The 12,729-nt window shown below is 59.1% G+C and carries 14 protein-coding genes; 2 read left to right on the plus strand and 12 right to left on the minus strand.

Annotated elements, in window-relative coordinates; translation table 11 throughout:
- Positions 1–14 precede the first annotated feature (14 nt).
- Positions 15–746 (plus strand): SDR family oxidoreductase, encoded by a 732-nt coding sequence (locus AC2LD7_RS09280; RefSeq protein ID WP_484597464.1) that lies wholly within the window; start codon positions 15–17, stop codon positions 744–746.
- A gap of 24 nt (positions 747–770) precedes the next feature.
- Positions 771–1,367, plus strand: a complete 597-nt coding sequence (locus tag AC2LD7_RS09285) for a 2-hydroxychromene-2-carboxylate isomerase (RefSeq protein WP_484597465.1) — start codon at positions 771–773, stop codon at positions 1,365–1,367.
- A gap of 84 nt (positions 1,368–1,451) precedes the next feature.
- Here the strand turns inward: AC2LD7_RS09285 and AC2LD7_RS09290 are convergent, their stop codons facing one another.
- The 12 genes from AC2LD7_RS09290 to AC2LD7_RS09345 all read right to left on the minus strand — a co-directional run bounded on the left by AC2LD7_RS09290 (position 1,452) and on the right by AC2LD7_RS09345 (position 12,725).
- Positions 1,452–2,174, minus strand: coding sequence for a TetR/AcrR family transcriptional regulator (locus AC2LD7_RS09290; RefSeq protein WP_484597466.1), 723 nt, complete (start codon positions 2,172–2,174; stop codon positions 1,452–1,454).
- A 25-nt stretch (positions 2,175–2,199) separates the two neighbouring features.
- A complete protein-coding gene (locus tag AC2LD7_RS09295) occupies positions 2,200–3,399 on the minus strand; it encodes an MFS transporter (RefSeq protein ID WP_484597467.1) in 1,200 nt (399 codons plus the stop codon).
- A complete protein-coding gene (locus AC2LD7_RS09300; RefSeq protein ID WP_484597468.1) occupies positions 3,399–3,563 on the minus strand; it encodes a hypothetical protein in 165 nt (54 codons plus the stop codon). Before AC2LD7_RS09300 ends, AC2LD7_RS09295 begins: the two co-directional genes overlap by 1 nt.
- A 7-nt stretch (positions 3,564–3,570) precedes the next feature.
- Positions 3,571–4,500, minus strand: a complete 930-nt coding sequence (locus AC2LD7_RS09305) for a ZIP family metal transporter (RefSeq protein ID WP_484597469.1) — start codon at positions 4,498–4,500, stop codon at positions 3,571–3,573.
- Between the two features lie 221 nt (positions 4,501–4,721).
- Entirely contained in the window at positions 4,722–5,609 is an 888-nt protein-coding gene (locus AC2LD7_RS09310; RefSeq protein ID WP_484597470.1) for an NAD(P)-dependent oxidoreductase, read from the minus strand.
- Between the two features lie 89 nt (positions 5,610–5,698).
- Complete coding sequence (locus AC2LD7_RS09315) at positions 5,699–7,012, minus strand: TRAP transporter large permease (protein WP_484597471.1); 1,314 nt, start codon at positions 7,010–7,012, stop codon at positions 5,699–5,701.
- A 24-nt stretch (positions 7,013–7,036) separates the two neighbouring features.
- Positions 7,037–7,531, minus strand: a complete 495-nt coding sequence (locus AC2LD7_RS09320) for a TRAP transporter small permease (RefSeq protein WP_484597472.1) — start codon at positions 7,529–7,531, stop codon at positions 7,037–7,039.
- Positions 7,532–7,594: 63 nt separating this feature from the next.
- Positions 7,595–8,524: a TRAP transporter substrate-binding protein DctP gene (gene dctP, locus AC2LD7_RS09325; protein ID WP_484597473.1), complete on the minus strand. Its 930-nt coding sequence runs from the start codon at positions 8,522–8,524 to the stop codon at positions 7,595–7,597.
- Between the two features lie 199 nt (positions 8,525–8,723).
- Positions 8,724–9,044, minus strand: coding sequence for a 2Fe-2S iron-sulfur cluster-binding protein (locus tag AC2LD7_RS09330; protein WP_484597474.1), 321 nt, complete (start codon positions 9,042–9,044; stop codon positions 8,724–8,726).
- A gap of 1 nt (position 9,045) precedes the next feature.
- Positions 9,046–10,296 (minus strand): NAD(P)/FAD-dependent oxidoreductase, encoded by a 1,251-nt coding sequence (locus AC2LD7_RS09335; protein ID WP_484597475.1) that lies wholly within the window; start codon positions 10,294–10,296, stop codon positions 9,046–9,048.
- A gap of 357 nt (positions 10,297–10,653) precedes the next feature.
- The gene (locus AC2LD7_RS09340) at positions 10,654–12,084 is read right to left on the minus strand and encodes an aldehyde dehydrogenase family protein (RefSeq protein ID WP_484597476.1); all 1,431 of its coding nucleotides are present in this window, start codon (positions 12,082–12,084) and stop codon (positions 10,654–10,656) included.
- A gap of 251 nt (positions 12,085–12,335) precedes the next feature.
- Complete coding sequence (locus tag AC2LD7_RS09345; RefSeq protein ID WP_484597477.1) at positions 12,336–12,725, minus strand: carboxymuconolactone decarboxylase family protein; 390 nt, start codon at positions 12,723–12,725, stop codon at positions 12,336–12,338.
- Positions 12,726–12,729 lie beyond the last annotated feature (4 nt).

Below are 12,729 nucleotides of genomic sequence, written 5' to 3' on the forward strand. Positions count from 1 at the left end.
ACGAGAGCGAGCCCATGGATAACAACAATCGCGTCGCCCTGGTGATCGGCGCAGGGGATTCCACCGGTGGTGCCATCGCGCGGCGTTTTGCCCGTGAGGGATACATCGCCTGCGTCACCCGACGCAGCGCCGACAAGCTGCAACCGCTGGTCGATCAGATCCTCGCTGAAGGCGGTCGCGCTCACGGCTTCGCCTCCGATGCACGCAAGGAAGACGATGTCACCCAGTTGATCGAGACCATCGAGCGCGATATCGGCCCTATCGAGGCGTTCGTCTTCAACATCGGCGCCAATGTGCCCTGCAGCATTCTCGAAGAGACCGCCCGCAAGTATTTCAAAATTTGGGAAATGGCCTGCTTTGCCGGCTTTCTCACCAGCCAGGCGGTGGCCAAACGCATGGTCGCGCGCGGACGCGGCACCATCCTTTTTACCGGCGCCACGGCCGGACTTCGTGGCGCCGCCGGTTTCGCCGCGTTCGCAGGCGCCAAGCACGGCATTCGTGCGTTGGCACAGAGCATGGCGCGCGAGCTGGGTCCGATGAACATTCACGTCGCCCACGTGGTGGTCGACGGTGCGATCGACACCGACTTCATCCGCGACAGCTTCCCCGAGCGCTACGCACTGAAGAATCAGGACGGCATCCTCAATCCCGAGCACATCGCCGACAACTACTGGCATCTGCACAGCCAGCCACGCGACGCATGGACCTTCGAACTCGACCTACGCCCCTGGATCGAGCGCTGGTAAGCCACTCACATGGAGACATGAACAATGAACAAGACCGTGGAATTCTTCTTCGACCTGGGCAGCCCGGCCAGCTACCTCGGCTGGACCCAGTTGCCAGCGTTATGCGAGCGCGCCGGGGCCCAATTGCACTATCGCCCGATGCTGCTCGGCGGTGTGTTTCAGGCCACCGGCAATGCCTCGCCAGCGACGGTCCCGGCGAAGGGCCGCTACATGGCGACCGACCTCTTGCGCCATGCGCGCCGCTACGATGTGCAATTCGCCTTCAATCCGCACTTTCCCATCAACACATTGGGCTTGATGCGCGGCGCCATCGGCTATCAGCTGCGCCAGCCGGACAATTTCCCGCGCTACCTGACGGCAACGTTTCGCGCGCTCTGGGCCGAACAGCGCAACCTTGGCGACGATGCAATGCTGGCGGCAACCCTGGAGGCGGCAGGGCTCGATGCGCAGCAATACCAGGCAATGATCAAGGACGAGCAGGTCAAGGCCGCACTCAAGGCAAACACCGAAGAAGCCGTGCAACGCGGCGTATTCGGCGCGCCGAGCTTCTTTGTCGATGGTGAATTGTTCTTTGGTCAGGATCGACTGGAGTTTGTGCGTGCGGCGCTGGGCGAAGCGTGACCGCAGCGAGTGCACGCCGAGCCGCCGTAGATGCAGGCAGAACTGTATTTTGGCCCGCCTTGAAGCCAGCACAGCCTCAAGAAGTTACTCGCTCTCCATCAGCCGTCCCGGTGCAGCAAGCGCTCTGTCCGCCAACCGCTGCACGGCCAGCCAGGCCAGATCGCTCGCCCAATCCTCGGGCTGCGGAGGAGTGCCAGATGCTTCGTCGTGTAGCAACACGGCATCGAGCAGGCGTAGCAACTGACGTACCGCGGCGCGGGTGCGCTGATCATCGGAATCTGTATAGATGCTCAGAGCCCCCACGAACAGCCCCTCATAATCACGCTCACAGCAAAGGATCTCGGCCTGTCGCGGCGCCGCCAGGTGGCGTCGCTCCATCGCCGCAAGGAAGAACCAGCACGGATGGGCGCGCCGGAATGCTAAGTGATTGCGAACCAGGGCTTCGAGCGCACCATCGCGCGGCGCTTGATGCAGGCTGGCACGAGCGCCCTCGAGCAGGGCGTCGTAACCATCCTCGATGAGCTCCTGCAGCAGACTGTCTTTACTGTCGAAGTGGGCGTACAGAGAGCCTGGATGCAAACCAACCTCGGCAGCCAGCTGGCGCAGGCTGAGACGGTGAAAGCCGCGTTCGGCGAACAACCGCTCGGCCGTCTGCTTGAGCTGGTCGCGCGGCTCAGCCGCGGTCGATTTATTGATCGGCCGGACCTGACGGGGGTGTGCGCAGAGCTTGTCGCCAAAGCCCATGCCTCGCGCATCGAGCACTGCGGCCTCGAGCCCCGCGAGATCAAGATAGGACCGTGCGGACATGTTTCCTCCGTGGGATGAGTGTGGCTCAGACCGAGCCGGTAGCAGGTGCCGGACGCCGGGCGAAGTGCCCGAGCAGCAGGCCGGTGGCCAGCAGCAGCACGCCAAACGTGGCATAGCCGCTGGCCAGTGAACCGCTCGCCTCGGCGATCAAGGCAAACAATGGCGGGCCGGCGACCACACCGAAATAGGTGAAAAACAGCGTGCCGCCGGTATACAGGCCCGCTGTGCCGGGCGGCGCCAGACGGGCGACTTCGGAGAGATAGACGCCATTCCAGCCGATCGCCGTAGCGCCGAACAGTGCGCTGACCAGCATCACCGCAAGCAACGGCCAATCAGGATCGAAGGCAGCGGTCAGGCCAGCCGCCAGGGCCATGGCCAACGCCAGCAGGGGCAACAGTCGACGAGGCGGCAGCCAGCGATCGGCGATCCAGCCCCAGAACAATCGGCCAACCATCCCGGCACCCTGGGTAACGGCCAGCACCAGCCCGGCGGTGGTCAGCGGTAAGCCGTATTCGTGGGTCAGATAGGTGACCAGATAAGTGGTCAGGCACAGCTGCATGGCGCCGAAGCAGAACGAGCACAAGGCCAAGTCACGGATCGGCCGGTGCTGAAATACCCGTACCAACGGACGAAACGGATCGCGCGGGCCGGCGTGGCCCGGTTGGCGGTCGTCGTCCAGCGCGGCGCGGAACGGTTGCGCGACCAGCACCATCGTGGCGCAGGCCAGCGCCACCGCGATTGCGGCGCCCTGCCAGCTCACAGCGGTGACCAGACTCGGCACCAGGACGCCGGCAAGCACGCCGCCCAGTGGGACACCGGTCTGCTTCAGCGAAAACATGAAGCCCATCAGATGCGGCGGCGTGGTACGCGCCAGGATATGCGAGCTGGCCGGTGTCACCGGCCCGTAGCCGGCGCCAATCAGCAACGCACTCAAGGCCATCCCTGTCAGCGTACCGCTGGCTGCGCAAAGCAGGCCGGCCGTGCACAACAGCAGGCAGACCTGGCTGATGCGGATGGCGCCGTAACGGACCACCCAGCCTCCACTGAGGAGACTGGTCACCATCGCACTGAGATAGATCAGCGCGACATAGACGCCAACCAGCGCCACCGGCCCGGCCAGCTCGCGGGCAGCGGCCGGTGCCAGAACCGGCACGGTGAACGAGGCCATCGAGGCAAGCGCCTGGATCGCCAGCGTCACCACCAGAGGGAGAAAGCCTCCGCCCATCAGGCCTCTCCCTGAAAGCGCAGATGTTGAGTGATCGAATAGCTGAAACGTGAACCCGGATGCAGGCTGATCGCGACTTCGAGCAGCTCCTGATTAGCGCCAAAATACTTACGAATCACCAGCAACCCGGCTGCGCCCGGCTCGACACTCAGACTTGGCGTCATCAGATACTTACCCTAACGCGGCATCGAGAAAGACCATCACGCACAGACCGGACATCAAGGAGAGTCCGGGACTGCCTTTGCCGCCGCGCCCACAGGTCTCCGGGATGATGTTGTTGCACACCACGAACAGCATGGCTCCAGCGGCGAACCCCAGGCTAAGGGGAAAGGAAATCGCGAAACCGGACGTAACGGCAAGGCCAACCATCGCCCCGACGGGCTCCATCACCCCGGTGGCAGCAGCGACCAGGCAGGAGACAGGAATGGAAAGACCAATAGCACGGAGTGCCATCGCGACAGCCAGGCCCTCGGGAATATCCTGAATAGCGATCGCCGTAGCGAGCGACACGCCGAGCTCCGGGTCACCACCAAATCCCACACCTACCGCCATGCCCTCAGGAAAGTTGTGAATCGCTATCGCCATGACGAATAGCCATACCCGGCTAGCACCTGCTGGCCCAGCGCCCGCCCCGTAAGACAATGCGAACACTTGATCGTGAGGGAGAAATCGGTCCAAGCAACTGATCAGCGTGGCACCCAACGCCAAGCCGAGCACTACCGTGCCTGCCGCCATGAACTTGTTCTCAAGAATCGAATTGGCCGCATCGAATCCCGGCAATATAAGAGACAGAAAACTAGCGGCCAGCATCATTCCGGACGCGAAGCTGAGCATGTTTGACTGGATTTCGTCGCTCAACTTTCGCAGGGTTATTGCAAACGTGGCGCCCAGCGCCGTGGCGACGAACCCGGCGCCACCGCCAATGAATGCGTAGCGCGCCGCATCGGGTTCGTGCCCATTCGCGACGATTCCAGCCATGACCATGACTAACCCAGCGATGCTAATAAGCGCCGCCAGCAGGCAGAGGAAAACCAATCTGTTGAGACTCGCTTTGTTGGTAAAGGTAGCCAGCAGCGCACCACATGGATTCTTTTGAAACATGACTCGGCCTTAGCTACTTCGCTTCGTGTAGGCGGCTCAAAACGCAGCGCGCCAACGCACGTTGATAAAGATGTTCGTTGTTTTTTTACCGGTGAACAGAGCGCCGCACAGACCTGAACAATCGGCTTTCTGGTGCGCGACTGCAGGGGATTCTTAGGTCGGGCGGCACACCTATGCCTAGGGCACTGCTGTGTACGCAGCCGCACCCCGGCCCGCACCAATCAACCCTTGATTTCAACACCCGCCATTTCCTCGACTACCAACGCGATGGCCGTGTGGTCCATGGCACCGCAGCCTTTAGCCACACCGAATTTCCATAATTCGTACGCTGCTGAGGAGACGAATGTCGGTACCCCAGCCTGATGTGCCATATCCACGGCAATACCAACGTCCTTGCACATCAGCCCGACGGTGAAGCCAACCTCGAACTTGCGCGACATGACCTGTTGCGGGAATTTCATCTCGCTCGACACGCTCTTGCCGCTGCCGACGTTGATCACGTCGAGCATCTTTTGCGCATCGACGCCCATCTTGACGCCTAGCGCCATGGCTTCTGAAGTGATGGCCAGCGTGGTTGCCGTGATGAGGTTGTTCAGAGCCTTGACGGTATGGCCAGCCCCCAGCTCGCCAACATGAATCACGTGCTCGCCCACGTCCCGGAGAATGGCATCGGCATCGGCCAGCACAGCGGCATCACCACCCACCATGATGGTCAACTGGCCAGTTTCAGCCTTTTTAACCCCGCCGCTGACGGGGGCATCGAGCATATGAATACCTTGCTTCGACAAAGCCAGACCAACTTCAGTGGTGATCGCCGGAACCGAACTAGTCATGTCGATGAGCGTGCTGCCCTCACGCATGCCAGCCGCCAGTCCGTGCTCGCTAAACACAACTTTTTTGACGATATCGCCGTTCGGGAGCACGGTAATGACGAACGGGTGCTCCGCGCCGAGAGCCTTCAGGCTTTGATAGCCCGTGGCGCCGAGCTCGACGAACCGTGCGACGGCCGCGGCATCCGTGTCATAAATACCAACCTCATGCCCCTGCTCCATGAGCCGCTTGGCGACCCGCCCTCCCATGTTCCCCAGACCCACTACTGCGATTTTCAAAGTAAAACTCCCAGATCAAAAAAGCCCGCACCGAGTTAGTCGCTCGACCCAAGGTCTCGCACCCAAGCCGGCAATTAGACGACCGTTCGCTAGTTCAACAAGAGCGTCGTGACCCCTGGCACCATCGCTACCAGGCACAAAACCAGCAGCATGATCCCGACGTAAGGCGCAGCGCCAACCATGATTCGCTCGATGGAAACGTCCCGAACAACGCCCTGAACTACGAAGAGGTTCAAACCCACCGGTGGCGTGATCAGCGCCATTTCCATGTTGATGACCAGCAGTACGCCAAACCAGATCAGGTCCCAACCGAACGAATCGATGATCGGAACCAGGATGGGCGTGGTGATTACGATGATGGAAATCGTCTCCATGAAGCAGCCGAGAAACAGCAGGAACATCATGATTGCGGCCAGGACGATCCACGGGGCCACGTCCATGCTGGCGACGGCGTTGGCGAGGATGGGCGCAACGGCTGTGGTGGTCATCACATAGCCGAACAGCATTGCGGCGGCGACGATCATCAGCACCATTGCACTGCTGCGCGCCGACTCGAGCAGAATCTTGACCAGCGTCTTGCCATCGATCTCGCGATAAAGCAGGCCGGCTAACAACAGGCTGGTGATCGCTCCTAGTGCCGCCGCCTCGGTGGGCGTGGCGATTCCCTGGTAAATGGAGCCCAGGATGATCCAGATGAGCAACACCATCGGTAACAAATCCAACAAGGCGCGCAACCGCATTGTCAGCGTGACCTTCCGAATATCGGCAGTAGGGTCGACCACTTTCAGATTCCCACGGCGCCAGTCGAGCCACACCTGATAGCCGATGAAGGACGCGGCCATGATCAGGCCCGGCACGATGCATGCGATGAACAACTTGTTGATCGATTGCTCGGAAATGATTCCGTAGATGATTAGCGGAATGCTCGGCGGTATCAGAATGCCCAGAGTCCCGCCGGCGGCAACGGCGCCACAGGAGTCGTCGTCGCTATATCCCAGGCGCCGCATTTCCTTGATTGACAGCCCTCCGATGGCACCAGCGGTAGCAACGCTCGAGCCCGACACGGCTGCCATGATGGTTGAGGCGAGCGTCGTCGCGACCAATAGCGCACCTGGCACACCGTGCATCAAGATTGCCAGAGCGTTATATAGGCGCCCGCCCATCCCCGAAGCAGAAATGATTGCGCCCATCAGAATAAACAGGGGCACGGCCGTCAGCGCAAACTCCATCACACTGCTATTCAGAGTTGGGGCCACCAGACTAAAAGCAGAAATTCCGCCCTCTAATATGAACAGTGAACCAAGGGCCACCGTTAACAGAGAAAACGCAACCGGAATACCGATCGCTAAAAGCAACAACAATGCACCGAACATTGCTGCGCCAATCCAAATTTCTACGGGCATTGTAGTTATCTCATGAAATTAAGATTAGGTCTGTCGGCTCGGCGCGAGCAAGCAGCGAAAAGTACTACGCAACTGAACACCCAATAGCAGCACCATTCCTATGGGAAGAGAACTGAAGGGAATCCAGAGAGGCACGGTAAACATACCGGCAGATTTCTCGCCCGAAACCCACATTTCGAGCCACTGTTCGCAGCCGAGCCATAAGAGCAACCCGACCACCAACACCACGATAATATTCGACACTGACAGTGCCAGGCCGCGCAATTTCGGGGCCAGGCGGGTCGTTACAATATCGACCCCTACATGCGCGCCTTCCCGCTGCGCGTACGCGGCACCAACGAAGGTGATAAAGGCGACAATATAAGTATTTACGTCAGTAACCCAAGTAGTTGTCGCACCGAATATACTGCGCGCAACCACATCGTAAGTAACCGAGATACCGATAAAAAAAGCAGCAATCCCGGCAATAATTCCGCTCAACGTAATGAGGCTATCGAAGCATCTAACTTTGCTGGACATTCTTTCGCTCCTAACTTCAACGGACCGGTGCGGCGAGCCGTGCCGGTCCGTAGACGGGTCGTTTCAGTGCTGTCCTGAAATTGCCTTTTCCAGAAGCGCCGCTCCGCCAGGAACTCCTTCTTTAAACGCTGCGAAAGCATGGGTGGCAAAAAGATCGTGCCATTTATCCCAGTCGCCTTCGGTCAGCTTTTCCACAGCGACGCCGTTGGCAGCAAACTCGTGCGCGACGCGCTTGTCCTCTGCCATAGCACCTTCGAGCGCTTTCGATTCAACACTCTTTCCCGCCTCGACGAGTATCTTCTGCTGTTCCGGGCTGAGTTCTTTCCAGGTTTTCATGCTGATGGCGATCGGCTCGATCGTGAAATAAACCGAATAATCTTCAGGCGACACGTAATGCTCGGATACTTCGTACACCCGATACGCACCCAGAGAACTAGAGGAGGTCAACAAACCATCGAGCAATCCGCTCTGCATGGCCCCATAAGTTTCCGAGGACGGCATTGTCGATGTGCTCGCGCCAGCTTTTACGAGCGCGCCTTCCATGTACTTACCCGCAGCACGGACTTTCTGGCTCTGCAGATCCGCCGGGACACGAATAGGGCCATCGGTCGAGGCAAATCCCCCTGCAATCTGAATCCAAGCAAGTGTCTTGAAACCGTAGTCATTGGCCTTTTTTTCCAACTCTTTCCAGGCCTCGGTACTTTTGAAGTCGAAGACTTCGTTGTGGCTTTTCCAGAGACCCGGTAGCAACACAAGGTTCATCTCAGGAATGGCCCCAGCGGAATATATATACGGATAGATTGCCAGGTCGATGGCCCCGGATTTCAAGGCCGTATGTGTATCAGCCGCCTTGACCAGGGACTGAGCGGGAAAGAAGCGTATTTTGATATCTCCGCCGCTGCGTTTTTCAACTTCCTCGGCGAACTGCACCCCCGCTGCAACGACATAGTCTTTTTCATTTTGAGGCCACTGGTGCGCCAACTTCAGCGTCATGGACTCTGCATATGAGAGACCCGTGGACAACGACAATGCAACACCAAGGCAAGCTATAGTTTTACGGAGCATTTACTATTCCTCTATTTTTTATATTTGTTTTATTTACACCGACTGTTCAACTATTCGAAATTGCTGATTTATCTCCGGTCGCTGCCCGACATATGCACGCGTGCCGGGCGAAACTCTTTTCGCATCGTCAGGCTTGAGATACGGGAAGTTTGATCATTAGCCCATCCATTCCTTCACCCACGACGAGCTGGCAGGTCAGACGAGATCCTTCCGACCGTTGATATGCAAAGTCGAGCATGTCCAATTCCATCGAGTCGGCTGGCTCAAGTTTTTCTTGCCATGCCTCGTCGACATATCCATGGCACGTCGCGCATGAACAGGAACCTCCGCAATCGGCATCAATGCCTTTCACGCCGTTCTGCACGGCAGCTTCCATCACGGTTTGGCCAATCCGGGCACCCACCTGCTTCTCGGTACCGTCTGGCTCAATGAAAATGATCGTAGGCAAATCAGATCTCCTGCGTTGTGTTCGTACGTGTTGGGACGAACTCAGGTATGGCGCTCAGCTCGACCGACGGGTCCGCCAGAGCATCAAAACTTGGGTAGAAGCCAGCCGTTAACCAGCGCTTCGCGGTCATAAAGGCTTTCGGATCGTTAATCGCGTCGACTGCGAGGAAGCGGTCGTCATCGAAATACCAGACCGAAAGGCCTGAACGGGGCGCCTCCCTCACCGCGACGCGGTTATAGCCAAGGTGCAGGCCGGCAATCTGCAGTTTGGTGGCGTACTGATCGGACCAGAACCACGGAATCGGCAGGTAGTGGGGCTCTTCGCCCAACATCGAGCGCGCCACCACATCAGCCATATCTACTGCGTTCTGGATAGATTCGAGCCGCATGTGCAATCCCCGGTACGGGAAGGAAGCGCAGTCGCCCGAAGCATAGATAGACGGATCGGAGGTACGCCCGCAGCTATCGACGACGATGCCGTTCACTACAACCAGCCCGGCGCGTTCTGCCAGTTCCGTGGCGGGGTTCACGCCGATACCGGCGACGACCACATCGACGTCCATTTCTGAACCATCGCTGAGACGCGCACGCACCGCCCGATCTTCGTGCTGTTCAAGACCATCGAGGCCGACGCCTTCTCGAATTACCACACCGTTTTGCAGATGCAACGCATTGAAGTAGGACGCGGTCTCGGCCGAGGCCACACGCTTGAGAATCCGGTCGGCCTGTTCAATCAGGGTGACGTGCATGCCGAGGCTTCGCGCCACCGCCGCGGTTTCGAGTCCGATGTAGCCCCCACCGACCACCAACAGCCGGCGTCCTTCGCCGAACTCGTCGCGCAGCGCCCTGGCGTCGGCCAGCGTTCTGAGGGTGTAGACGTTACGAGCATCGCCGCCTATCGAAGACGGCAGGCGCCGTGCATTCGCACCTGTAGCCAGAGCAAGCCAGTCATAGCGCAGCGTCGACCCATCATCCAAGGTCACGCTTTTCGCAGTGCGATCTAGCATTGTGATACGGCAGCCCAGCCGCAGCTCGATACGCTCACTCTCATACAGTTGCTTGGGCTTTAGAAAAAGCCCTTCGGCATCCGCCAGGTTGGTCACATACTTCTTCGACAACGGCGGGCGGTGATACGGAAGGTCAGGCTCTTCACCGATGAGGGTAATTTCATCCTGGCATCCCAGCATCCGCAGCTTGAACGCCAGCGAAACGCCTGATTGTCCTGTGCCGACGATTATTATTCTCTTAGTCATGCTTCGGGATCCGTTTCGACTCAGCTTTATGGAGTACGACTAGCCGCGATTCACTGGCTGCTCTCCAAGTCATCCGCCATTGGCGCCACGCTGGCGAACCATCGTGACCGCTCATGCTCGCCTCCCGAGCGGCGGATATTCTCTAGTGCTCTTTCCTACAGGTTGCTCCGCGGTGAAGTCGTTTTGAAGCTAGTTTTGCCGACACCCGCATTCGCGCTGACCGAATGCGGGGCCCGACTTCGCAACGTGTGCAAGACGCCAAGGCTCTAAATGACGCCTGGGCGTACGGGCCGCGCACGCAGTGGAAAGATCAGCAAGACCACATGCGTGGAGTGAAATCGGCGCACGGGCCGAGCATCACTCGAAACAATTCACTATGGTTTTGGTGGTGGTGAACTCATCCAGGGCGATAAAGCCTTTCTCGCGCCCGTAGCCACTTTTCTTTCGGCCGCCGAAGGGCAGCTCGACCCCACCGCCAGCGCCATAGCAATTGATATAGACCTGGCCCGCGACCACCGAGCGCGCCATCCGCTGCTGACGCGCACCGTTCTCGGTCCATACAGCGGCTACCAGACCGTATTCCGTCGCGTTGGCAAGCTCGATGGCGTCCGCCTCGTCTTCGAAAGGCATTGCTGCAAGCACCGGACCGAACACTTCGGCAGTAGCCAGCTCGTGGTCACGAGGGACAGGCCCGAACAGCATTGGGGGAACGAAGAATCCGCCCGGCTCGACGCCGTCGAGCTGGCCGGCTGCAAGCAGCGGCAAACCGGATTCGCGGATGCGGTGGATAAAAGCCTGCACACGCTCGAACTGCGCACGGGTGATGATCGGGCCGCAATCGGCGCCGGAGTCCGGCATGCCAACGCGAATACCCTCGAACCGCGCAGCAACACGCGACACCACCTCATCGTAGATTTCGCGCTGAATTAGCAAACGGGTACCTGCCGAACAGGTTTGCCCGGTGTTTTGTGCGAGGGCGCTGACAATAACGGGCACCGCCTTGTCGAGGTCGGCGTCGGCGAAAACGATTTGCGGGGACTTGCCACCCAGTTCAAGCACACAGGGGACATGGTTGGCTGCGGTCGCCTGCTGCACGAGTGCGCCTACGCCAGGCGAGCCGGTAAAGGTGACCAGGTTGATGTCCGGGTGTCCGGTCAGGGCCGCGCCAGCCTCATGGCCAAATCCAGTGACGATATTGAGCGCACCGTCGGGTAGGCCTTCTTCCATCATCAACGTCGCGATGTAAAGCACCGACTGGCACGCCTCTTCGGACGGTTTCAGCACGATCGCGTTGCCGGCGGCCAACGCCGGGCAGGCCGTGCGACCGAACATCTGGGAAGGGTAATTCCAAGGAATGATGTGTCCGGTGACCCCAAGAGGCTCATGCACGACATTGACGGTATAACCGTTCAGGTACGGAATGACTTCGCCATGATGCTTGTCAGCCGCCGCGCCGTAATATTCGAAGTAACGTGCCAGCACGACAATGTCTCGCTCCGCCAGATGCAGCGGCTTGCCGGTGTCGCGTGATTCGATTTGCGCGATTTCCTTGGCTTGTTGGAGTATCCGGTTGCCAATTTTGACCAGCAGTCTCCCCCGCTCTGCTGCGGTGAACCGCCCCCAATTTGAATTCAGTGCCTGGCGCGCCGATTGGACTGCCGCGTTGACTTCCCACTCACCGCCGCGGCTTACCTGGGTGAAGACTTTGCCTGTTGACGGCTCGTCGACGTCGATCAGGCGCTCGTCATGTGCGGCAAGCCATTGCCCGTTAATTAATATTGTTTTCATGGCACCCCTTGAGCTTGTATTACAGAAAGCGAAACGTTCGCCATGCAAACCAGGACAGCTGCGCGTGCCCGTTTTGACTGGTCGAGTTGCACGCGAGGCTCATTCGAACCCTCGCGGGCTGCCCCACGTGCAGCCCGCGATGGCTAGGTCGCCCCGGAGGGTTTCACTCCCGGCGCGCGCAGCGGCGCATCGTCCATCCCACGCTGCCTGCGCCGGTCGCATGAACGGTGATGTTTTCAGTGAAGAGGGGTTCAGATGCCCATTTCGTTGAACACTTCCTGCGCAGTACGGAAGCTGTCGATGGCGGCCGGCACACCGCAGTACACCGCGACCTGCAGGAAAACTTCGCGCAGTTCTTCTTTAGTCCAGCCGTTGTTGATGGCGCCGCGAACGTGCATCTTCAGTTCTTGCGACCTGCCAAGCGCGGAGATCATGCCCAGGTTGAGCATCGAGCGATCCTTGCGGCTGAGCCCAGGGCGGTTCCAGATTTCATCCCAGCAGTACTCTGTAACGAACTCTTGCATCGGCCAGTTGTAATCAGTCGCGTTGTTGACCGCCGCATCGACGTACGCGTCGCCTAATACATCGCGGCGAGTTTGCAGCCCTTTTTTAAACTTCTCGGAAAATTTCTCTTCGTTCATCGTT

The organism is Stutzerimonas sp. (assembly GCF_982611455.1).

Coding starts and splice junctions, on each gene's coding strand:
- AC2LD7_RS09295 (WP_484597467.1), bottom strand. CDS start 3,399: ATGGGCGGAGGCTTTCTCCCTCTGGTGGTGACGCTGGCGATCCAGGCG.
- AC2LD7_RS09305 (WP_484597469.1), bottom strand. CDS start 4,500: ATGTTTCAAAAGAATCCATGTGGTGCGCTGCTGGCTACCTTTACCAAC.
- AC2LD7_RS09340 (WP_484597476.1), bottom strand. CDS start 12,084: ATGAAAACAATATTAATTAACGGGCAATGGCTTGCCGCACATGACGAG.
- AC2LD7_RS09290 (WP_484597466.1), bottom strand. CDS start 2,174: ATGTCCGCACGGTCCTATCTTGATCTCGCGGGGCTCGAGGCCGCAGTG.
- AC2LD7_RS09345 (WP_484597477.1), bottom strand. CDS start 12,725: ATGAACGAAGAGAAATTTTCCGAGAAGTTTAAAAAAGGGCTGCAAACT.
- AC2LD7_RS09280 (WP_484597464.1), top strand. CDS start 15: ATGGATAACAACAATCGCGTCGCCCTGGTGATCGGCGCAGGGGATTCC.
- AC2LD7_RS09335 (WP_484597475.1), bottom strand. CDS start 10,296: ATGACTAAGAGAATAATAATCGTCGGCACAGGACAATCAGGCGTTTCG.
- AC2LD7_RS09300 (WP_484597468.1), bottom strand. CDS start 3,563: ATGACGCCAAGTCTGAGTGTCGAGCCGGGCGCAGCCGGGTTGCTGGTG.
- AC2LD7_RS09315 (WP_484597471.1), bottom strand. CDS start 7,012: ATGCCCGTAGAAATTTGGATTGGCGCAGCAATGTTCGGTGCATTGTTG.
- AC2LD7_RS09320 (WP_484597472.1), bottom strand. CDS start 7,531: ATGTCCAGCAAAGTTAGATGCTTCGATAGCCTCATTACGTTGAGCGGA.
- dctP (WP_484597473.1), bottom strand. CDS start 8,524: ATGACGCTGAAGTTGGCGCACCAGTGGCCTCAAAATGAAAAAGACTAT.
- AC2LD7_RS09285 (WP_484597465.1), top strand. CDS start 771: ATGAACAAGACCGTGGAATTCTTCTTCGACCTGGGCAGCCCGGCCAGC.